This window comes from Achromobacter sp. SIMBA_011 (assembly GCF_046535435.1).
Classification (GTDB): Bacteria; Pseudomonadota; Gammaproteobacteria; order Burkholderiales; family Burkholderiaceae_B; genus Achromobacter; species Achromobacter dolens.
The window spans coordinates 581,307-601,000 of the sequence record NZ_JAWRWN010000001.1 but is presented as its reverse complement, the minus strand read 5'-3'; the positions used below and the strand labels follow the sequence as shown (position 1 = coordinate 601,000).

The window sequence follows — 19,694 nt, the reverse complement described above, 5'->3', positions numbered from 1 at the left end:
GTCATGCGGGCCGTTGAGGCGTGCTTGCCGTCGCCCCCAAGCCGGCCCGTCGCTGCAACGAGGCGCGCGTGCCGGTCAGGCGCGATGAGACCCTGACGCGCCCGAGAAAAAGGCCGGCAATAGCTGCCGGCCTTTGCGTTACTGCGCGCTGCGCGCCGCGGGGATCACACGCTCAATTCCTTCCACACCGCCAACGGCGCTTCGGCGTGATTGAGGGTGTAGAAGTGCAGGCCCGGCGCGCCGTTGTCCAGCAGGTTCTGGCACAGCTCGGTGACCACATCCACGCCAAAGGCGCGGATCGAGGCCTTGTCGTCGCCGAGTTCGGCCAGGCGCAGGCGGATCCAGCGCGGCACTTCGGCGCCGCACATTTCCGAAAAGCGCAGCAGTTGGGTGTGGTTGGTGATGGGCATGATGCCCGGCACGATCGGCACCCGCACGCCCTTGGCCTGGGCCCGGTCGACGAAGTCGAAGTAGGCGTCGGCGTTGAAGAAGTACTGGGTGATGGCGGCATTGGCGCCCGCGTTGACCTTGGCCACGAAGTGATCCAGGTCCGCCGACGGATTGGCGGCCTGCGGGTGCATTTCGGGATAGGCCGCCACTTCGATGTGGAACCAGTCGCCCGTTTCCTCGCGGATGAACGACACCAGCTCGTTGGCATAGCGCAGTTCGCCGGCGTCGCCGCCCATGCCCGAGGGCAGGTCGCCGCGCAAGGCCACCACGCGCCGCACGCCTTCATTCTTGTAGGCCTGCAGGATCTCGCGCAGGTCCTGGCGCGAGGCGCCGACGCACGACAGGTGCGGCGCCGCGTCGCAGCCCAGGTTACGCAGCGTGCGCACCGCGTCGGCGGTGCCGGCGCGGGTGGAGCCGCCGGCGCCGAACGTCACGCTGACGTACTTGGGCTGGATCGCCAGCATCTGCTTGGCCGCGCGGACCAGCCGCTCCTGGCCAGCCAGGTCGCGAGGCGGAAAGAATTCCAGGCTGAACGCCGGAGAAGTCGAGTCGGACATATCGGATCAGTTATCCATAGCGCCATGCGCATTGCATGAAACAGGTGCCGCCCCCCCTCCGGGGTGCCGCGGAGCCGGCTTGGCCGGTCCGCTGGCACGCCCCCTTGAGGGGAAGCGCGTAGCGCTCGGGGGTGGGAATTCAGGGGATCAGTTTGGTAAGCAGGCCCGAGATGATGCTGTACAGGATCGCACCGCCCACGGCCCACCAGAACCCGTTGACCTGGAAGCCCTTCAGCACGGAGCCGACGAACCAGAACAACAAGGCGTTGATGACGATGAGGAAGAGACCGAGCGTGACGATCGTGATGGGCAGTGTCAGCAGCACCAGCACCGGCTTGACCAGCATGTTGACCAGGCCCAGCACCAGCGCGGCGATGAGCGCCGAACCGAAGCTGGCCACGGTGATGCCGGGCAGCAAGTAGGCAACGGCCAACAGGGCCACCGCGTTCAGGATCCAGACGAGTATCAATGCCATTGTTCGACCTCCTGTATTGACGCTCCGCGGTCCCGCCATCGCCAGGCGAGACGGGCAAGCCCCGCGGACCGGAAAGCCCGCGCCGACATGGCGCGGCACTTTCCTATTTTGCTACAAGCATCAGTAGCGGTAGTGATTCGGCTTGTAAGGACCTTCGACCGGAACGCTGATGTAGTCGGCCTGGTCCTTGCGCAGCGTGGTCAGGTTCACGCCCAGCTTCTTCAGGTGCAGGCGCGCGACCTTCTCGTCCAGGTGCTTGGGCAGCACGTAGACTTCGCCCGACTTGTAGGCTTCGTTGCGCGTGAACAGTTCGATCTGGGCGATGGTCTGGTTGGCGAACGACGACGACATCACGAACGAGGGGTGGCCGGTGGCGCAGCCCAGGTTCACCAGGCGGCCCTGGGCCAGCAGGATGATGCGCTTGCCGTCCGGGAAGATGACGTGGTCGACTTGCGGCTTGATCTCTTCCCACTTGCAGTCGGCCAGGCTGGCGACGTCGATTTCGTTGTCGAAGTGGCCGATGTTGCAGACGATCGCCTGGTCCTTCATGGCGTTCATGTGCTCACGCGTGATGACGTGGAAGTTGCCGGTGGCGGTGACGAAGATGTCGCCGTGGGCGGCGGCTTCTTCCATGGTCACGACCTTGAAGCCTTCCATGGCGGCCTGCAGGGCGCAGATCGGGTCGATTTCGGTGACCCACACCTGGGCGCGCAGGGCGACCAGCGCCTGGGCGCAGCCCTTGCCCACGTCGCCGTAGCCGGCGACAACGGCGATCTTGCCGGCGACCATCACGTCGGTGGCGCGCTTGATGCCGTCGACGAGCGATTCGCGGCAGCCGTACAGGTTGTCGAACTTGGACTTGGTGACCGAGTCGTTGACGTTGATGGCGGCGAAGGCCAGCTCACCCTTCTGCGACATCTGGTACAGGCGGTGCACGCCGGTGGTGGTTTCCTCGGTCACGCCCTTGATCAGGGCAAGGCGCGTCGAGTACCACTTCGGATCACGCTCGAGCGTTTTCTTGATGGCGGCGTACAGCACGCGCTCTTCCTCGCTGCCGGGGTTGGCCAGCACCGAGATGTCCTTCTCGGCCTTGGTGCCCAGGTGCAGCATCAACGTGGCGTCGCCGCCATCGTCGAGGATCATGTTGGCGTTCTGGCCATTGGGCCATTCGAAGATCTTGTGGGTGTACTGCCAGTATTCTTCCAGCGTTTCGCCCTTGACGGCGAAGACCGGCGTGCCCGACGCGGCGATGGCGGCGGCGGCGTGGTCCTGCGTGGAGAAGATGTTGCACGAGGCCCAGCGCACTTCAGCGCCCAGGGCCACCAGCGTCTCGATCAGCACGCCGGTCTGGATGGTCATGTGCAGGCTGCCGGCGATGCGGGCGCCCTTGAGCGGCTGCTTGGCGGCGAACTCTTCGCGGATGGCCATCAGGCCGGGCATTTCGGTTTCGGCGATGGCCAGCTCGCGGCGGCCCCAGCCTGCCAGCGACAGGTCGGCGACGATGTAGTCGGAGAAGGATTTATCGGTTACAGCGTTCATGGTGTTGTAGGCTCCACGTGAAAAACGAACGGCGCACGATACGGCCGGACAACGCGAAACCACCACGACAATCGAGTGCTCGCCTTTTCCGCCATACGCGACAAAGGTGAGCGCCGTTGCTGTAACGCCACGCATGACGCGACGTTTGAACAAGGATTCCTGAGCCTGGCGAACCGGGTTCCGCGGGTCATGGGCCAGGGCATGGTCCGTGACGGGAACAGCAGGGTCGTCGCAACGCTCCTCAGGATTGCCCAGCATTGTACCGGTTTGGCCTGCCAGGGGAAATGCCCGGCGGGCGGGAGCGGCGGCGGGCCGCGCCGTCCCTGGACACGCCTCAGCCAGTCTGGATCAGCGCTTTGGCCAGTTCCGCGCCGGGCGTCAGCGGCACCAGCGAGGCCAGCAGGTCCGAGGCCACCGCGTCCCAACTGCGCGTCAGGGCGTGCTCGCGCACCGCGTGCCGGTCCAGCGTCGCCGCGCTGCGGCAGGCGTGCGCCAAGTCCTCGTCGAGGATGCCGGTGACACCCTGCGCCACCACCGCGAGCGGCGCCTCGCTGCGGAACGCGGCCACCGGCGTGCCGCAGGCCATCGCCTCCAGCATTACCAGACCAAAGGTATCCGTCCGGCTGGGAAAGACGAACACGTCGGCGCCGCTATAAAAGGCCGGTAGCGCGCCATCGCTCTGCATGCCGAGGAACAGGGCTTCGGGAAAGCGCTTTTTCAGCCGCGCCTCGTCGGGGCCTGCGCCGACCACCACCTTGGTGCCGGGCAGGTCCAGCGACAGGAAGGCGTCCAGGTTCTTCTCGCGCGCCACGCGGCCAACCGACAGGAAGACGGGCCGTGGCAGGTCCTGGAACGCCCTCTCGGGGACAGGCTGGAACTTGCGCGGATCGACGCCGCGCGACCACACGCGCAGGTTGGCGAATTCGCGCCGCGCCAGGATGTCGCGCACCGTCGGCGTGGGCACCAGCACGCATTGCGACGGCCGGTGGAACCAGCGCAGGAAGCGCCACGGCAACGCGGCCGGAATACCCATGCGCGCCTGCAGGTAGTCGGGGAACATGGTGTGAAACGAGGTGGTGAAGCGCCAGCCGCGCGACAGCGCCATGCGCCGCGCCGCCAGGCCCAGCGGGCCTTCGGTGGCGATATGGAGCGCGTCGGGCACGGTATCGCCCAGGATGCGGCGCAGTTGCCGCCCGGGCTGCAGGCAGAGCCGCAAATCAGGCTCGGAGGGGGCCGGCACGGTGCGGCTGCCCTGGGGATTCACCACGATCAGTTCGTGGCCCCATTCGGTGAGGATCTGCTGCATGGTCGTCCAGGTGCGGACGACGCCATTGACTTGCGGATGCCAGGCATCCGTAACCAGGACGATGCGCATGATGGGGCCGGAAGTGGGCGACAGCGCGATTTAGCCCGCGCCATGTGACACCCTCAAGACCGCGCCCGGCGCGGCCGGCCTAGTTGTTGCGGCGGGGATACCCCTGCGCCTTGATGCGGATCCAGACTTCGCGCTTTTCCTCTTCCGTCATGAAGACCCAGTTGGCCACTTCCATGGCCGTGCGGCCGCAGCCCCGGCAGATATCGTCGAACAGCGTGGAACAAACGGCAACGCAGGGGGAATCCGAGGTGCGGAAGGCACGCTGCGTGTCCTCGGGCTCGGGCAACTCGGTCAGATCGGCAAAAGACGGATTCATGGCCGAAAGGTTAACACCGGCGGTGCGTCCCTTTTTGGATAGCCCTATCGCCCGCCGTGGCTTGATTGACAACACGGGAAGGGGTCAATCCGGGCCGCGAACGATGCGATCGGGGCCCGCAACCGGCGCGTGTTTCGTAGGCGAATGGGACGGCCGGGACGGCAGGCGAAAGCTACGCCGGCCGCGCAGCATTCGTCCCTACTTCCGCTCCCAGCCGAAGAAGGCGGATACCTCGCGCAGCAACGCGTCCGGGGTTTCTTCGGCCAGATAGTGGGCGCCGGGCAACGGCCCTCCGTCGACCTCGTCGGCCACCGCCCGCCACAACCCCAGCACGTCGAAATTGCGCCCGACCGCGCCGCGCTCGCCCCACAGCACGCGCAGCGGCATGCGCAGGCGCTCGCCGGCCGCGCGGCCCTGGCGGTCATGCTCCAGGTCCAGCGTGGCGGAGGCGCGGTAGTCTTCGCAGATACCGGTGGCCCAGCCCGGCAGGCGCGCCGTGCGCTCGTACTCGGCCATCGCCTCGTCGGAAAAATGCGCCAGCCCGCCGGGGCGCCCGCCCATGACCGACCGCAGGTAGAACACCGGATCACGTTCGATCATGGTTTCGGGCATCGGCGCCGGCTGGATCAGCCAGAACCAGTGGTAGTAGGCCTGGGCGAAAGCGCGGGTGGTGTTCTCGTACATGTCCAGCGTTGGCGCGATATCCAGCAGCATCATGCGTCCGACGGCGTCGGCATGGTCCAGGGCCAGGCGGTGCGCAACACGGGCGCCGCGGTCGTGGGCCAGCACATCGAAACGTTGATGGCCCAGGGCGCGCATCAGCGCCACCATGTCGGCGGCCATGGTGCGCTTGGAATGCGCGGCATGGTCCGGCGTGGCGGCCGGCTTGTCGCTGTCGCCGTAGCCGCGCAGGTCGGCCGCCACGCACGTGTGGCGACGCGTCAGCTCCGGCCACACCCGGTGCCAGATGGCGTGGGTCTGCGGATGGCCGTGCAGCAACAGCAGCGGCGGCCCCTGGCCGTCGATGCGGGCGGCGATGTGAATACCGTTGACCTCGTGGCGGCGCACGGGAAGATCGAAGAAAGCGGTCATTGCGGTCGGTGCCTCTCAGTCTGTGGCGTTCATTGGCCGAGCCGGTCGCGCACGCGGCGCGCCACGTCTTTCATCCAGGGATGCCGCGCCCAGTGGCCGGCCTCGAAGTGTTCCACATCCGCCAACTGCTGTAACGAGGCGCCCACCATGTCCTGTCCCTGCGAGAACATGCGGCGGTGCCGCGCCGGCAAGTCGAAATGCCCGGTCCAGCCGTCGGCGGCCCGCACCGTGCCCGCCAGCGCGTCGATCTCGACGCGGTTGGCGCCGGGGTTGGACACCCGCGCCAAGAGCGCGTCGACATCGGCCGGCGGCAGGCTCACCAGCAGCAGACCATTATTGAGCGCGTTGAAGTAGAAGATCTCGCCGAAGCTGGCGGCCACGACCGCGCGGATACCGTACTGCATCAGTCCCCAGACGGCATGTTCGCGGCTGGAGCCACAGCCGAAATTGGGCCCGGCCACCAGCACCGAGGCGCCGGCGTAGGCGGGCTGGTTCAGCACGCAGTCCGGACGCGGCGCGCCGTCGGCGTCAAAGCGCAGGTCATAGAGCAGGCCGCGGTCCAGCCCGGCCTTGTCGATGATGCGCAGAAACTGCTTGGGCATGATCTGGTCGGTGTCCAGATTGGAGTACGGCAGGGGCGCGGCGACGCCGCTGATGATCTGGTTCATGACAGGTTCTCCAGGTCGCGCACGTCGACGATGCGGCCGGCCAGCGCCGCCGCGGCGGCCATGGCGGGACTCATCAAGTGGGTACGGCCGGCTCGCCCCTGGCGGCCTTCGAAGTTGCGGTTGGTGGTGGATGCGCAGCGCTCGCCCGGCCGCAGCACGTCGTCGTTCATGGCCAGGCACATGGAACAGCCCGGCTGGCGCCATTCGAAGCCGGCATCGACCAGCGTGGCCGCGATGCCTTCGGCCTCGGCCTGGGCGCGCACCGCGCCCGAGCCCGGCACCACCATGGCGCGGACCCCATCGGCCACCCTGCGGCCGCGCACGACGTCGGCGACCACGCGCAGGTCCTCGATGCGCCCATTGGTGCACGAACCGATGAAGACCCGCTCGATCGGCACCCCGGCGATCGGCGCACCGGGTTGCAGGCCGATGTATTCCACGGCCTTTTCCAGCGCCAGGCGCGCCAGCGCATCCGGCTCGGCCTGGGGATCGGGGACCGTGCCGGTGATCGGCATGGCCTGGTCGGGACTGGTGCCCCAGGTCACGAACGGCGCGATCCGCGCCGCGTCGAAGACATGCTCGGCGTCGAACGCCGCGTCAGCATCCGTGCGCAGGGTAGCCCAATAGGCGCGCGCCTGCGCCAGTTCGCTGGCGTCCAGGTGTCGCGCGCGGGCAGCGACATAGGCGTCGGTGGTGGCGTCCGGCGCGATCAGCGCGGCGCGCGCGCCGGCCTCGACGGTCATGTTGCACAGGGTCATGCGGGCTTCGGCCGACAGGCCTTCGATGGCGCTGCCGCAGAATTCCACGGCATGGCCGCGCGCGCCCTGCGCGCCGATGCGGTGGACCACGTAGATCACCAGGTCCTTGGCCGACACGCCCGCGGGCAGGCGGCCGTCGACGCGGATGCGCATGTTGCGCGCGACCCGGTAGACCAGCGTCTGCGTCGCCAGGATGTGCTCGACTTCCGAGGTGCCGATGCCGAAACCCAGCGCCCCCAGCGCGCCATAGGTGGTGGTGTGGCTGTCGCCGCACAGCACCACCATGCCCGGCAGGATCATGCCGTGCTCGGGCGCGATCACGTGTTCGATGCCCTGCAGCGGATCGGTGGTGTCGAACAGCGCGATGTCCTGCTCGTCGCAATTGCGCTTGAGATTGCGGGCCTGGCGCGATGAAGCGTCGTCCGCAATCACGCGCAGCGCGGCCGGCACCGGATGGGTGGGAATGATGTGGTCCACCACCGCCATCTGCTGCGCGGGCCGCAGGACGCGGCGGCCACGAGCGGCCAGGCCGCTGAAGGCCTGCGGACTGGTGTACTCGTTCATGATGTGCAGATCGACGTACAGCAGGATGTGCTCGTCGTCGATGCGGGCCACCTCATGGCTGGCCACCAGTTTGTCGTATAGCGTCATGCCGGGCATGTCGGTGCTTCCTTGCAAAAAGAGACGCGCCCGCGCGGGGCGCGATGAAACCGGTGCAGCCGCTCAGTTGGCCTCGATGCCGGCGTCCTTGACGATGCCGGCCCAGCGCGTGATCTCGCCCTTGACCATGGCATCGGTCTCGGCGGGCGTGGAGACCAGCGGATCGAAGCCCTCGCGGCGCATGCGTTCGGACAGCTCGGGCGATTGCAGCGCCTGCGCCAGCCTGGCGTTGAGTGTGTCCACCACCGCCTGCGGCGTGCCGGCGGGCGCGCTGATCACGAACCAGGTGGTGAAGGCGTAGCCGGGCAAGCCGGACTCGGCGATGGTGGGCACGTCCGGCAGCAGCGGCGAACGCGTGGTGCCGGTGACGCCCAGCGCCTTGAGCTTCTTGCCGTCGACCTGCGGCTTGGCCGCGGACAGCACGGGGAAGCTCATCTGCACCTGGCCGCTGATGGTGTCCACCATGGCCGGACCGCCGCCCTTGTAGGGCACGTGCAGCATCTGCGTGCCCGACACCGACTTGAACAGCTCGGCAGCCATGTGGAAGGTGCTGCCGGTGCCAGCCGAACCGAAGCTCAGCTCATTGGCGGGACGCGCGCGGATGTAGTCGAGCAGTTCCTTGACATTGTTCACCGGCAGCGACGGCGATACCGTCAGCACGTGCTGCGAGGTGCCCACCGTGCCGACCGAGCGCAGATCGCGGGCGGTGTCGAACGGCATGGAACGGAACAACGCCGGGTTGATCGCCAGCGACATTGTGTTGATGGCCAGCGTGTAGCCGTTCGGCTCGGCGCGGGCCACCGCGGCCATGCCGATATTGCCGGATGCGCCGGCGCGGTTCTCGACGATCACGCTCTGGCCCAGGGTCTTGCCCCAGGCCTCGGAGATCAGGCGGGCGGCGATGTCCACGCTGCCGCCGGGCGCGAACGGCACCATGAGGGTGACGGGCCGCTGGGGAAAGGCGTCGGCCGCGAGGGCCGGCGCCATCCAACAGGAAGCGGCGGCGGCAAGCGCGAGCAGGCTGCGCAATAGATGATGAGGGGTCTTCATGGGTCGGGTCTCCTCCTGGTCGGCCGCCTGAGGCGGCTCTGTATCGGTCAACCCAGTGTATAAGCCCACTCCATTCTTATAATTAGTTAAATACCTAAATCTTTATTAAATCCAATTTATAAATCTGCCCATGGATGCGCTCTCCGACCTGGCCTTCTTCTCGCTGCTGGTCAAGCACGGCAACCTGTCCGCGGCCGCGCGCGAGCTGGGGCTGACGCCGCCTGCGGTCAGCACGCGGCTGGCCAAGCTGGAACAGCGCCTGGGCGTGCGCCTGCTCAATCGCAGCACCCGCCGCGTCAGCGTCACGCAAGAGGGCGAGCTGTATCTGGCGGAAGGCAGCCGCATCCTGGCCGACCTGCAGGCGCTGGAGCGCTCGGTCTCCAGCAGCCGGGCGCAGCCCCAGGGGCTGCTGCGCCTGAACGCCACCTTCGGCTTCGGCCGCGCCTACGTGGCGCCGGCCGTTTCGGATTTCGCCCGTCAGTATCCGGAAGTGGAGGTGCAGTTGCGCCTGACCGATCGGCCCTTGAACCTGATCGAGGAAGGCTTCGACGTGGCGGTGCGTTTCGGCGACCTGCCCGACGCGCGCCTGACGGCCCGCAAGATCGCCTCCAACCGGCGCCTGCTGTGCGCCTCGCCGCGCTACCTGGAGACCTTCGGCGAGCCGCGCGCGCCGGGCGAGCTGCAGCGCCACCGCTGCATCGTGGTGCGCGAGAATGACGTGGCCTACGGCACCTGGCGGCTCGAATCCGGCCAGCGCGCCGAGACCGTGAAGGTGCGCGGTCCGGTCAGCTCCAACGACGGCCAGAGCGCGCTGGAATGGGCCCTGGACGGCCACGGCATCGTGATGCGATCGGAATGGGAGACCGCCGAGCACCTGCGGGCCGGCCGCTTGCGGCAGATCCTGCCGGAATGGTCGACGCCGCCGGCCGACATCCACGTGCTGTATCCGGAGCGCCTGAACCTGCCCGCCAAGACCCTGGCGTTCGTCGATTTCCTGGCGCAGCGCTTCGCCCGCCATCTGCGCGCGCCGGGTTCGCAGGCCGCCGTTTGGTGACGAACGTCCCGCGCGCTGTCAGATCTCGTCGATGGCGGTGCTGGCCGGCATGTCGCCGATGGCATAGCGGTCGCGCGTGGTGACGTAGAAGCTGGCGCCAAAGCGGCCCACCGGAAAATAATCCTGCAGCCGCACGCGCCAGGTGTCCGTGTCGATCAGCCCATCGCGCGCATGCAGCCAGCGCACCTGGCCGATGAAGATCTGGCGGCTGGCGGTTTCCAGGGTCTCGAACAGGGTGCATTCGAACGCCACCGGCGCCTGCACGATGCGCGGCGGCGCCACCCGCTGGCTCGGCGCGGCGTCCAGGCCGGCGTGCGCCAGCTCGCTGACGTCGGCCGGCAGGCGGTCGCCGCAGCGGTGCATTTTCTCGGCCATGGCCTCGTCGGTCAGGTGCACCACGAATTCGCGATCGCGCGCGATGTTGCGCGCGGTGTCCTTCAGGTTGCCGTCCTCGAGCCGGTTGATGCTGACCATGACGATGGGCGGATCCTCGCCCAGCATGTTGAACATGCTGAAGGGCGCGGCATTGACCACGCCGGTTTCGGACAGGGTGGTGATCAGCGCGATCGGCCTTGGCACGATCAGGCTGGCCATCAGCTTGTAGCGCTGGTATTCGGTGATTGAATCGAAGTCGATGTCCATGTCAGGCCATTCCCAGCATCTGGGCCAAGGTTTGTGCGGGCTGCGGGCGCTCCAGGCTGATGCGCCGCTCCAGGTCCGCGAGATGGTTGTCGTTGATCTTGACCGCCTCGGCCACCTGCCCCTGCTCCATCAGGTCGACGATCTGCACGTGTTCGCCATGCTCGCAGGCGGCGTTGCCGGGCGGTTCATACAGCGCCACGATCAGCGAGCAGCGCGACACCAGTTCGGCCAGGTAGCCGTGCAGGATGGCGTTGCCCGACAGCTCGCCCAGGCGCACATGGAAGGCGCTGGCCTGGCGCGCCCAGGCTGGCTGGCCGGCGCGGTGCAGCAAGGCATGCTCGTCGCGCAACTGCTTGCGCAGCGAGGCGTAATCGGCCTTGGTGGCGCGCGCGGCCGCCAGCGGCAACAAGGCCGCTTCCAGCGCGCGCCGCGCCTCGAAGATCTGGCGCGTGTCCTCGGGGGTGGGCTCGGCCACCACCGCGCCGCGATTGTGGTGCAGGTCGACCACATGCTCGTGGGCCAGGCGTTGCAGCGCCTTGCGCGCGACCGAGCGCGAAACGCCGAAGATGTCGCACAGCGCCGCCTCGGGCAGCTTGGTGCCGGGCGTCAGCCGCTGGCTCATGACACTTTCATAGACCGCCTCGCAGATGCGGCGCTCCATGTCGGCATCGGGGGCCGTGTCCTCCAGGTGTTCGGACACGGCGGCGGCGGCCCGGCGAGAAGGCGTCGCCCTGGGACGGGATTTGGCGGGATCGCGGGTAGGCATGGCGGACTCGGTGGCAACGAAGGCAAAGGGTCGATCAACGGGAAGACAGTCCGGGCGCCGGTGGCAGCCCATCGACGTGCGCGCAGATCTGGCCCGGCGTGGCGAACCAGATCTCGCCCCGGTCGCGCGCGGCCGCCAGCGGGGCCAGCGCCCGGCGCAGGTGCCGCAGGCGGTAGGGCTGCCCCACGATATACGGATGCAGCGCGATGCCCATCACCAGAGGCTGGCGCTGCGCCTGGAGCCGCATTTCCTCGAACTGGTCGAGAATCATATCGGCAAAATCGCGCGCGTCCATCTTGCGGCCCATGATCATGGGGATGTCGTTCAGCTCCTGCGGGTAGGGAATCGCCCACAGATCGCCGGCGCGCGTGCGCATGCGCGTGGGCTGGTCGTCGTGGCACCAGTTCAAGGTGTAGCGGTAGCCGGTCTCGGCCAGCAGGTCCGGGGTGGCGCGGCTTTCCGAAATCCACGGCGACAGCCAGCCGGCCGGGGCGCTGCCGGCGTGGCGGCCGATGCGATCGCGGCAGTGTTCCAGCAACGCCCGTTCCTCGGTTTCGCCCAGCCCCCCCTGGCGATGCGCGTTGCTGTAGCCGTGGCCGATCAGCTCGTCGCCGCGCGCCAGGCAGGCATCCACCAGCTCAGGACAATGGTCATACAGCGCGGTGTTGATCAGCGCCCCTGCTGGCAGTCCCAACGCGTCGAACAGTTCCAGGCAGCGCCAGGCGCCCACCCGGTTGCCGTACTCGCGCCAGGCGTAATTGAGCACATCCGGATGCGGCGAGGCCGGCCCCAGCTCGGCGCCCAGCCCCTCGCCGAAGGCGAAATGCTCGATGTTGAACCCCAGGTAGACGGCCAGCCGCGCGCCGTTGGGCCAGGCGTAGTCCGCGCGGCCGGTGATGGGCTGGTAGGCGAAGCGGTCGTGGCCGGCCAGCGGCGCGGGGGACCAGGGCGCGGCAGGCCCCGCATTAGTGCCTTGAAGCAGGGATGGATTCATTTTGGTGCAAATCCTGATGCATGATTGTGAACAAAAACCCTGTTCTTTTGAAAACAAAAACAGGATCCAACGTCGACAAACCACCGTTTTCCCCCTGGGGCACGCCACCGAAGCGCGGGTGGCATGGATCTTGCATCGGGAACGGCAGCAGCACCTCTCCCATGCAAGATCCATTCCACTTTTCCAGGAGTGCCCCGATGCGCCCGACCCGCCGTTCCTTCATGCTCCGCGCCACTGCCGCCGCCCTGTTCGCGGCCGGCCTGGCCGCGCAACCCGCGCTGGCCGCCGACCCCATCAAGATCGGCCTCATCACCGCCCTGTCGGGTGAATCGGCGCGTGCCGGCGAAGCCTTGACGCGCGGCATGACCATCGCCATCGACGAGATCAACGCCAAGGGCGGCCTGCTGGGCGGGCGCCAGGTGGTGCTGGTGCGGCGCGACGACGAAGGCAACCCCGCCAAGGGCATGGCCGCCGCGCGCGAGCTGATCTACAAGGAAAAGGTTGCCGTGCTGTTCGGCGGCCTGGATACCCCGGTGTCGATGGCGATCGTGCCCATCGTCAACCAGGAGAAGGTGCCATTCATGGGCCCCTGGGCCGCCGGCACCGCGATCACGCACAACAAGGGCAACCCCAACTTCGTGTTCCGCGTCTCGGCAATGGACGAGATCGTCGACAGCGCCATGGTGCAGTACGCCCGCAAGACGTTCCAGAGCGCCAAGCCGGGCATGATCCTGGTGAACAACCCCTGGGGCGAATCGAATGAAAAGGGGCTGGACGCCGCGCTCGCCGCCGCCAAGATCACGCCGGCCGGCGTCGAGAAATTCCAGCCCGCCGACCTCGACGTCACGCCGCAACTGAGCCGCCTGAAGGCGGCCGGCGCCGACACGCTGTTCCTGGTGGGCAACGTCGGGCCCTCGGCGCAGGTGGTGAAGTCGCTGGACCGCATGGGCTGGAAGGTGCCGGTGGTGTCGCACTGGGGCCCGGCCGGCGGCCGCTTCACCGAATTGGCCGGCCCCAACGCCAAGAACGTGCACTTCGTGCAGACCTACAGCTTCTTCGGCAAACAGGGCCCGGTGGGCGAGAAAGTGATGCAGGCGCTCAAGGCCAAGTATTCCGACATCAAGGGCCCGCAGGACATCACCCCGGCCGTGGGCGTGGCCAATGCCTACGACGGCATGCAACTGGCGGCGCTGGCGATCGCGCAGGCCGGTTCCACCGACGGCGATGCGGTGCGCCAGGGCTTCTACAAGATCGGCAAGTATGAAGGCCTGATCAAGACCTACGAGCAGCCCTTCACGCCGGCCTCGCATGACGCCCTGCGCGAAGACGACTACGTGTGGACGCACTTCGTCGACAACCGCATCCTGCCCGTCAAGGGCGCGCAGTAAGCGCGAGGGGAGAGACGCATGCTGTGGATGTCCGCCATCGTCAGCGGCCTGGGCCTGGGTAGCATGTATGGGCTGATGGCCCTGGGCTTCTACCTGACCTACGCCGTATCCGGCACGGTCAACTTCGCCCAGGGCAGCTCCATGATGCTGGGCGCGGTGCTGACCTTTACCTTTGCGCAGACGCTGGGCTGGCCGCTGCTTGCCGCCTTGCCGCTGGCGCTGGCCTTGTGTGCGTTGTATGGCCTGGTGGTCGAGCGGCTGGCGGTCCGACCGTTCGCCAGCCGCGGCTCGAACGCCTGGCTCATGTCGACGGTGGCCTTGGGCATCGTGCTGGACAACCTGGTGATGTTCACCTTCGGCAAGGAGCCGCGCAGCCTGCCGTCTCCGCTGGCGCAAGCGCCGCTGGAAATCGGCGGCCTGGGGTTGGGCGTGTATCCGCTGCAACTGCTGATCCCGCTGGTCGGACTGGCATTGGCCGCCGCCCTGCACGCCTTGTCGCGACGCACGCGCTGGGGCGTGGCACTGTTGGCCGTGGTACAGAATCCCAACGCCGCGCGGCTGATGGGCATCCCGGTGCGGCGCGCCATCATGGCCGCCTTTGCCGTCTCGACGCTGTTCGCGGGCGTGGCCGGCGCGCTGGTCGCGCCGCTGTTCAACGTGCAGGCCGACATGGGCACCCTGTTCGGACTGAAGGCCTTCGTGGTCGCCATCCTGGGCGGCATCACCAGCGCCTGGGGCGTCATGCTCGCCGGCCTGCTGTTCGGCGTGGCCGAAGGGTTGATCACCGTCGCCCTGGGTTCCGGCTATACCCAGATCATCAGCTTTGCGCTGGTCATCGCCATCCTGGCCATGCGGCCCAACGGATTGTTCGGCCGCGCGGCCGTGAGGAAAGTCTGATGGCCCGGCAATCTGCATTCTCTTGGCCGGCGCTGGCCGCCTACGCCCTGCTGGCGGTCGTCAGCCTGGCCCTGGCGGCCAGCGTCAACGGCTATTACGTTTTCGTGATCGGCAACGTGGCCTTGCTGGCGCTCGCCGGCATCGGCCTGAACGTGCTGCTGGGGCTGACTGGCCAGATGTCGTTCGGCCATGCCGCGTTCTACGCCATCGGGGCGTACACGGTGGCAATCCTCACCGGCCAGGCGGGCTGGAATTTCTGGCTGGCATGGCCCGTTGCCGCGGCGGTGGCGGGGGTGTTCGGGCTGTTGCTGGCGCTCCCGGCGCTGCGAGTCCAAGGGCCCTACCTGGCGATGATCACGATCGCCTTCGGCTTCATCGTGGAACACACCCTGGTCGAGGGCGGCGATCTCACCGGCGGCCAGAACGGGTTGATGGGCATTGCCCAGCCCGCGCTCGGCGCGCTGGGCGGAGACCGCGGGGTGGCAATGCTCGCGATCGTGACGGTGTTCGCCGCGCTGGCCGGTTATGCGCTGCTGGCGCGCGGCAGTTGGGGCGCGGCCATGCGCGCGGTCAAGGACAGTGAAACGGCCAGTGAATCCATCGGCATCAACCCGCTGGTGGTGAAGGCCGTGGCCTTCATGGTGTCGGCGGCCGTGGTCGGCCTGGCGGGAGGCCTGTATGCGCCGCAGGCCGGCATGATCACGCCGCACAACTTCAACTTCATGCAGTCGATCCTGTTCGTGCTGGCCGTCACCATCGGCGGCGCCGGTTCGCTGGCGGGGCCCCTGCTGGGCGCGGTGGTAGTCGGACTGCTGCCCGAACTGCTGTCGAGCCTGGAGGAATATCGCCTGTTGTTCTTCGGCGCCTTCCTGCTCGTGGTGCTGTGGGCGGCGCCCGAAGGCGCGGCGGGACTGCTGGCCCGCTGGCGGCGACGCGGCCTGACACCGCGTCTGGCCCAACGCCAGGGCGGCCTGGCCGCCAATGGCCGGGCCCGCCGCGCCCTGCGCGCCGACACGCTGACCATGACGTTCGGCGGGGTGCGCGCGGTGCAGGGCGTATCGTTTCACGTCGCGCCCGCCGCCATCACTGCGTTGATCGGCCCCAACGGCGCGGGCAAGTCCACCGTCATCAACATGCTCAGCGGCTATTACCAGCCCACCAGCGGCAGCGTCGCGCTGGGCGCCGCGCCGCTGGCCGGCCTGCCGGCCCACCGCGTGGCGCGCGAGGGCATCGCTCGCACCTATCAGACCTCGCAGTTGTTCGACACTTTGAGTGTCGAGGACAACGTCGCACTGGGCCTGTTGCGCGGCCGGCTGGGCGGCCTGCTGGCCGCGCGCCGTTATCTGTCGTCCGATGCGCGCGAGCGGGCCCGCGCCCTGCTGGCCTTTTGCGGATACGAAGGCGACCTGGACACGCCGGCCGCCGATCTTGCGCACGTGGATCGCAGGCTGGTGGAGATTGCCCGCGCGCTGGCCACCGACCCCGACGTCCTGTTGATGGACGAGCCCGCGGCGGGCCTGTCCCGCGAGGACAAGACACGCCTGGCCGCCCTGCTGCGGCGCATTGCCGAGGCCGGCGCCGGCGTACTGCTGGTCGAGCACGACATGGCATTGGTGATGGGCGTCTCGGATCACGTTGTCGCCATCGACGCGGGGCGCGAGTTGGCGCAGGGATCCACCGGCGAGGTCCAGCAGTCCGAAGCCGTGCGGCAAGCCTACCTGGGCGACGATGCGGCGCGCCAGGCGCCCACGGCGCGTACGCGTCCGGTTACCGGCGGCGTCGCGCCGGAAGTGCTGGGCGTGGGCAACCTGACCACCGGCTACGGCGCCAACCCGGTGCTGCATGGCATCGACCTGCAGGTGCGCGAGGGCGAAATGGTCGCGCTGCTGGGCGCCAACGGCGCCGGCAAGTCGACGCTGATGCGCACGCTGGCCGGGCTGCACCGGCCCGTCCAGGGCGGCATGCACCTGCAAGGGCAGGAGTTGCAGGGGCTGAGCGCGGACCGCATCGTGGCGCGAGGTCTGGTCCTGGTGCCCGAGGGGCGGCAGGTGTTCCCGGACCTGAGCGTGCTCGACAACATCCGGCTGGGCGCCTTCCTGCATCCGGCCGATCGGGAAGCCCGCGTAGAGGAGATGCTGACGCGCTTTCCACGCCTGCGCGAGCGGCTGCACCAGCGGGCCGGCCTGCTATCCGGCGGCGAACAGCAGATGCTGGCGATCGCCCGAGGGTTGATGTCCAAGCCGGTGATCCTGTTGCTGGACGAGCCGTCCCTGGGCCTGGCGCCGAAGATCATCGACGAATTGTTCGAGGCGCTGGACAGGCTGCGGGCGGAATCGATGACGATCCTGCTGGTGGACCAGATGGCCGCGCTGGCGCTGTCGCTGGCCGACCGCGCCTACGTGCTGGAGTCCGGCCGCGTGGCGGCGCACGGCACGGCGCGGGAAATCGCCGCCGATGGAGCGCTGGCGCGCGCCTACCTCGGCGCGTGAGAATCGACCGGAGCCTGGCGCGGCGCGGGCGCGCCAGGCTCCGCGCCAGAACGCTCAGGCGGACTCGCCGCCCAGCCGCGCGCCCTCGCGCACGATGCCGCAGCGCTTGTAGGCGCGCATCACCACGCCCACTTCGCTGGCCAGCACGCCATCGAGTTCGCCAAGCCTGCGCGTGACCACGTCCCACAAGTTCAGGCTGTCGCGGCACAGCACATGCCAGAACAGTTGCGAAGCGCCGCTGGTGCCGAACAGGCAGCGCGTGTTCGGGTCCAACGCCAGGTGCGCGGCCAGGGCATCGACCGCCTGCGGCCGCACCTGCACGGAGATCACCGCCTCCACCGGAAAGCCCACCAGGGCCGGTTCGACCTCCACGCGGAAGCTCAGCGCGCGCCGCTCGACCAAGTGCTGCAACAGGCGCTGGGCGGTGGGCTCGCTGACGTCGGCATGGGCCGACAACTCAGCCAGGCTGGCGCGGCCGTCGCGCATCAGGTGGGCGACGATGCGCTGTTCAGATTCGGTCAACGCCGCCGGCGGCTGCGCCATCGCGGACTCCGGCCCCTCGGCGGCGGCATCGCCAGCCCGGATGCGCCACTGGCCGGCGCGGCGAAATGGCCGCAGCACCAACCGTGCCTCCACGTGCTCGACCCCGTCGATGGACGGCAGCACGCGCGTCACCACGTCGGGCATGTCGGCCGCGTCCGGCAGCGTCAGTTCCGCCATCAGGTCGGCCGTGCCGGCCAGCGTCACGACCAACTGGGTAATGCCGAGACTCGCCAGGGCCTCGGCCGCTTCGGCCACGCGCCCAGAACGGCAGCGCACCCAGGCGTGCAACACCACGCCGCGGCCCGTGGCCAGCGGGTCGGCCTCCGCAATGACGCGCAGGGCGTCGGCATCCATCAGCCGCTTGATCCGGCGCGCCACCGTGCGCTCGGCGATGCCGGTGGCCGCGCCCAGCTCGCGCCAGGAGGCGCGCGGCTCGGCCTGCAGGGCGATCAGGCAGGCCAAATCGGTGTCATCGAGCGCCGGCATTAGGGGCTTACCCTTACTTGACGTGACTATATTCATTAATCTAACGTTCGCGCATTGATAAAAACACAAAATTAAATGGTCTATTTGACCAAAAATAAAATCGAGGACGTTATGAGCACCCCTTCCGCCACCCTGCGCGCCTCGCAGGGGGCAAACGCCGCGCCCGTGTCGCGCGCCCGCACGATTCTGGCCGGTAGTGTAGGCAATGCGGTGGAATGGTTCGACTGGACCATCTATGCGTCATTCGCCATCTTCTTCTCCAAGCAGTTCTTCCCCGAGGGCAACGAGACCGCCGCGCTGCTGGCGACCTTCGGCATTTTCGCCGTCGGCTTCTTCATGCGCCCGGTCGGCGGCTGGGTGCTTGGCATCTTCTCCGACCGCTACGGCCGCAAGGCCGCCCTGGGCCTGACCATCCTGATGATGGCCGGCGGTTCGCTGATCATCGCCATCACCCCGACCTATGCCACCATCGGCCTGGCCGCCCCGCTGCTGCTGACCGCCGCGCGCCTGCTGCAAGGCCTGTCGCTGGGCGGAGAGTATGCCTCGGCCACGACCTTCCTGGCGGAAATGGCGCCGCCCAACAAGCGCGGTTTTTACTCCAGCTTCGTCTTCTTCAGCGCCGCCGTGGGCATCCTGGCCGCGTCGGCGGTGGGCTGGCTGCTGACTTCGACCCTGACCAAGGCCGAGATGGCCGACTGGGGCTGGCGCATTCCGTTCTTCCTGGGCGCGCTGGGCGGCCTGGCCGGCATGTGGATCCGCCGCGCGGTCCCCGAAACCGAGGCGTTCTCGCACGCCAAGAAAGCCGGCGTCGAAAAACAGCCGCTGCGCACCCTGCTGCGCGAGCACCCGCGTGAGGTGCTGCGCATCGTCGGCTTCTCGATCCTGACGACGTTTGCCTTCTATATCTTCGTGGCGTATGTGCCGACCTACGCCATCCGCCAGGTCAAGGCCGATCCGCAGGTGGCGTTCGCCGCCAACACCGTCGCGCTGATCGTCTTCATGCTGGTGCAGCCCGTGTTCGGCATGCTCTCGGACCGCATCGGCCGCAAGCCGCAGCTGATCTTCTTCGCCGCCGGCTACCTGGTGTTCTTCTACCCGCTCATGACCACGCTGGGTCCGTCATTCGGCTCGATTCTTGCCGTGGAGCTGTTCGGCCTGGTGCTGTATGCCATGTACACGTCGATCGCGCCGGCCATCATGTCCGAGCAGTTTCCCACCAGCGTGCGCGCCGTCGGTATCGGCACGCCGTACAACCTGGTCGTGGCGCTGCTGGGCGGCACCACGCCCTACCTGCTGACCTGGCTGCAAAGCAAGGGCATGGAGCGCTGGTTCTTCTATTACGTGCTGGCCGGCGCCGTCATCACGCTGATCACCTTCATCCGCATGCCCGAGACCCGGGGCCAATCGCTCAAGTAAGACCGGCTGAAATAAGACCGTCCCAGGCGCTGACGCCCGATCTCAACGCTTTCCGGCTCCGCCAGGACCGGAAAGCTTT

At 68.0% G+C, this 19,694-nt stretch carries 19 protein-coding genes and 1 riboswitch; of the genes, 5 read left to right on the top strand and 14 right to left on the bottom strand.

Annotated elements, in window-relative coordinates; genetic code table 11:
* Positions 1-164 precede the first annotated feature (164 nt).
* The 9 genes from metF to SB816_RS02815 all read right to left on the bottom strand — a co-directional run bounded on the left by metF (position 165) and on the right by SB816_RS02815 (position 8,940).
* Positions 165-1,007 carry a methylenetetrahydrofolate reductase [NAD(P)H] gene (gene metF / locus SB816_RS02855; RefSeq protein WP_054418482.1) on the bottom strand — a complete coding sequence of 281 codons (843 nt, stop codon included), beginning with the start codon at positions 1,005-1,007 and terminating at the stop codon, positions 165-167.
* A 139-nt stretch (positions 1,008-1,146) separates the two neighbouring features.
* Positions 1,147-1,482: a phage holin family protein gene (locus tag SB816_RS02850; RefSeq protein WP_006389784.1), complete on the bottom strand. Its 336-nt coding sequence runs from the start codon at positions 1,480-1,482 to the stop codon at positions 1,147-1,149.
* Between the two features lie 120 nt (positions 1,483-1,602).
* On the bottom strand, positions 1,603-3,021 hold the full coding sequence (gene ahcY / locus SB816_RS02845; RefSeq protein WP_049077027.1) for an adenosylhomocysteinase: 1,419 nt from the start codon (positions 3,019-3,021) through the stop codon (positions 1,603-1,605).
* Positions 3,022-3,122: 101 nt separating this feature from the next.
* A riboswitch (S-adenosyl-L-homocysteine riboswitch) is annotated at positions 3,123-3,270 on the bottom strand.
* Positions 3,271-3,355: 85 nt separating this feature from the next.
* Positions 3,356-4,396, bottom strand: coding sequence for a glycosyltransferase family 4 protein (locus tag SB816_RS02840; RefSeq protein WP_116792333.1), 1,041 nt, complete (start codon positions 4,394-4,396; stop codon positions 3,356-3,358).
* Positions 4,397-4,475: 79 nt separating this feature from the next.
* Entirely contained in the window at positions 4,476-4,712 is a 237-nt protein-coding gene (locus tag SB816_RS02835) for a DUF1289 domain-containing protein (protein WP_076407833.1), read from the bottom strand.
* 198 nt (positions 4,713-4,910) lie between these two features.
* Positions 4,911-5,804: an alpha/beta fold hydrolase gene (locus tag SB816_RS02830; protein ID WP_410546475.1), complete on the bottom strand. Its 894-nt coding sequence runs from the start codon at positions 5,802-5,804 to the stop codon at positions 4,911-4,913.
* Positions 5,805-5,833: 29 nt separating this feature from the next.
* Positions 5,834-6,472, bottom strand: a complete 639-nt coding sequence (leuD, locus tag SB816_RS02825) for a 3-isopropylmalate dehydratase small subunit (protein WP_054500337.1) — start codon at positions 6,470-6,472, stop codon at positions 5,834-5,836.
* Positions 6,469-7,890 (bottom strand): 3-isopropylmalate dehydratase large subunit, encoded by a 1,422-nt coding sequence (leuC, locus tag SB816_RS02820; RefSeq protein ID WP_064528026.1) that lies wholly within the window; start codon positions 7,888-7,890, stop codon positions 6,469-6,471. The genes leuD and leuC overlap by 4 nt, the downstream gene beginning before the upstream one ends.
* A gap of 63 nt (positions 7,891-7,953) precedes the next feature.
* On the bottom strand, positions 7,954-8,940 hold the full coding sequence (locus SB816_RS02815) for a tripartite tricarboxylate transporter substrate binding protein (RefSeq protein ID WP_064528024.1): 987 nt from the start codon (positions 8,938-8,940) through the stop codon (positions 7,954-7,956).
* A gap of 130 nt (positions 8,941-9,070) precedes the next feature.
* Between SB816_RS02815 and SB816_RS02810 the strand changes: the two genes are divergently transcribed.
* Positions 9,071-9,994 carry a LysR family transcriptional regulator gene (locus SB816_RS02810; protein ID WP_020925922.1) on the top strand — a complete coding sequence of 308 codons (924 nt, stop codon included), beginning with the start codon at positions 9,071-9,073 and terminating at the stop codon, positions 9,992-9,994.
* An 18-nt stretch (positions 9,995-10,012) separates the two neighbouring features.
* On the opposite strand, the gene SB816_RS02805 is transcribed toward SB816_RS02810, so the two are convergent.
* From SB816_RS02805 to SB816_RS02790, 4 genes are read right to left on the bottom strand one after another with little or no spacing between them, the layout of a single operon-like run.
* Positions 10,013-10,636 (bottom strand): flavin reductase family protein, encoded by a 624-nt coding sequence (locus SB816_RS02805; protein WP_020925921.1) that lies wholly within the window; start codon positions 10,634-10,636, stop codon positions 10,013-10,015.
* Position 10,637: 1 nt separating this feature from the next.
* Complete coding sequence (locus tag SB816_RS02800) at positions 10,638-11,402, bottom strand: GntR family transcriptional regulator (protein ID WP_006389774.1); 765 nt, start codon at positions 11,400-11,402, stop codon at positions 10,638-10,640.
* 34 nt (positions 11,403-11,436) lie between these two features.
* A complete protein-coding gene (locus SB816_RS02795; protein ID WP_064528022.1) occupies positions 11,437-12,396 on the bottom strand; it encodes a polysaccharide deacetylase family protein in 960 nt (319 codons plus the stop codon).
* Complete coding sequence (locus SB816_RS02790; protein ID WP_127481542.1) at positions 12,368-12,559, bottom strand: hypothetical protein; 192 nt, start codon at positions 12,557-12,559, stop codon at positions 12,368-12,370. Before SB816_RS02790 ends, SB816_RS02795 begins: the two co-directional genes overlap by 29 nt.
* Before the next feature lie 34 nt (positions 12,560-12,593).
* Between SB816_RS02790 and SB816_RS02785 the strand changes: the two genes are divergently transcribed.
* From SB816_RS02785 to SB816_RS02775, 3 genes are read left to right on the top strand one after another with little or no spacing between them, the layout of a single operon-like run.
* Positions 12,594-13,784 carry an ABC transporter substrate-binding protein gene (locus SB816_RS02785; RefSeq protein WP_047993169.1) on the top strand — a complete coding sequence of 397 codons (1,191 nt, stop codon included), beginning with the start codon at positions 12,594-12,596 and terminating at the stop codon, positions 13,782-13,784.
* A gap of 18 nt (positions 13,785-13,802) precedes the next feature.
* Positions 13,803-14,681 (top strand): branched-chain amino acid ABC transporter permease, encoded by an 879-nt coding sequence (locus tag SB816_RS02780; RefSeq protein WP_054500332.1) that lies wholly within the window; start codon positions 13,803-13,805, stop codon positions 14,679-14,681.
* A complete protein-coding gene (locus tag SB816_RS02775) occupies positions 14,681-17,170 on the top strand; it encodes an ATP-binding cassette domain-containing protein (RefSeq protein WP_410546474.1) in 2,490 nt (829 codons plus the stop codon). Before SB816_RS02780 ends, SB816_RS02775 begins: the two co-directional genes overlap by 1 nt.
* Before the next feature lie 54 nt (positions 17,171-17,224).
* Here SB816_RS02775 and SB816_RS02770 read toward each other — a convergent pair whose 3' ends face one another.
* Complete coding sequence (locus SB816_RS02770; protein WP_254603899.1) at positions 17,225-18,199, bottom strand: Lrp/AsnC family transcriptional regulator; 975 nt, start codon at positions 18,197-18,199, stop codon at positions 17,225-17,227.
* Between the two features lie 111 nt (positions 18,200-18,310).
* Here SB816_RS02770 and SB816_RS02765 point away from each other — a divergent pair, with 111 nt between their 5' ends.
* Positions 18,311-19,615: an MFS transporter gene (locus SB816_RS02765; RefSeq protein WP_054501176.1), complete on the top strand. Its 1,305-nt coding sequence runs from the start codon at positions 18,311-18,313 to the stop codon at positions 19,613-19,615.
* Positions 19,616-19,694 lie beyond the last annotated feature (79 nt).

What these genes read in the sequence shown, in the direction of transcription:
- SB816_RS02775 (WP_410546474.1), top strand. Translation starts at nt 14,681, where the DNA reads ATGGCCCGGCAATCTGCATTCTCTTGGCCGGCGCTGGCCGCCTACGCC.
- SB816_RS02815 (WP_064528024.1), bottom strand. Translation starts at nt 8,940, where the DNA reads ATGAAGACCCCTCATCATCTATTGCGCAGCCTGCTCGCGCTTGCCGCC.
- SB816_RS02770 (WP_254603899.1), bottom strand. Translation starts at nt 18,199, where the DNA reads ATGCCGGCGCTCGATGACACCGATTTGGCCTGCCTGATCGCCCTGCAG.
- SB816_RS02795 (WP_064528022.1), bottom strand. Translation starts at nt 12,396, where the DNA reads ATGAATCCATCCCTGCTTCAAGGCACTAATGCGGGGCCTGCCGCGCCC.
- SB816_RS02830 (WP_410546475.1), bottom strand. Translation starts at nt 5,804, where the DNA reads ATGACCGCTTTCTTCGATCTTCCCGTGCGCCGCCACGAGGTCAACGGT.
- SB816_RS02840 (WP_116792333.1), bottom strand. Translation starts at nt 4,396, where the DNA reads ATGCGCATCGTCCTGGTTACGGATGCCTGGCATCCGCAAGTCAATGGC.
- SB816_RS02785 (WP_047993169.1), top strand. Translation starts at nt 12,594, where the DNA reads ATGCGCCCGACCCGCCGTTCCTTCATGCTCCGCGCCACTGCCGCCGCC.
- SB816_RS02765 (WP_054501176.1), top strand. Translation starts at nt 18,311, where the DNA reads ATGAGCACCCCTTCCGCCACCCTGCGCGCCTCGCAGGGGGCAAACGCC.
- leuD (WP_054500337.1), bottom strand. Translation starts at nt 6,472, where the DNA reads ATGAACCAGATCATCAGCGGCGTCGCCGCGCCCCTGCCGTACTCCAAT.
- SB816_RS02810 (WP_020925922.1), top strand. Translation starts at nt 9,071, where the DNA reads ATGGATGCGCTCTCCGACCTGGCCTTCTTCTCGCTGCTGGTCAAGCAC.
- SB816_RS02850 (WP_006389784.1), bottom strand. Translation starts at nt 1,482, where the DNA reads ATGGCATTGATACTCGTCTGGATCCTGAACGCGGTGGCCCTGTTGGCC.
- leuC (WP_064528026.1), bottom strand. Translation starts at nt 7,890, where the DNA reads ATGCCCGGCATGACGCTATACGACAAACTGGTGGCCAGCCATGAGGTG.
- SB816_RS02780 (WP_054500332.1), top strand. Translation starts at nt 13,803, where the DNA reads ATGCTGTGGATGTCCGCCATCGTCAGCGGCCTGGGCCTGGGTAGCATG.
- metF (WP_054418482.1), bottom strand. Translation starts at nt 1,007, where the DNA reads ATGTCCGACTCGACTTCTCCGGCGTTCAGCCTGGAATTCTTTCCGCCT.
- SB816_RS02790 (WP_127481542.1), bottom strand. Translation starts at nt 12,559, where the DNA reads ATGGGAGAGGTGCTGCTGCCGTTCCCGATGCAAGATCCATGCCACCCG.
- SB816_RS02805 (WP_020925921.1), bottom strand. Translation starts at nt 10,636, where the DNA reads ATGGACATCGACTTCGATTCAATCACCGAATACCAGCGCTACAAGCTG.
- ahcY (WP_049077027.1), bottom strand. Translation starts at nt 3,021, where the DNA reads ATGAACGCTGTAACCGATAAATCCTTCTCCGACTACATCGTCGCCGAC.
- SB816_RS02835 (WP_076407833.1), bottom strand. Translation starts at nt 4,712, where the DNA reads ATGAATCCGTCTTTTGCCGATCTGACCGAGTTGCCCGAGCCCGAGGAC.
- SB816_RS02800 (WP_006389774.1), bottom strand. Translation starts at nt 11,402, where the DNA reads ATGCCTACCCGCGATCCCGCCAAATCCCGTCCCAGGGCGACGCCTTCT.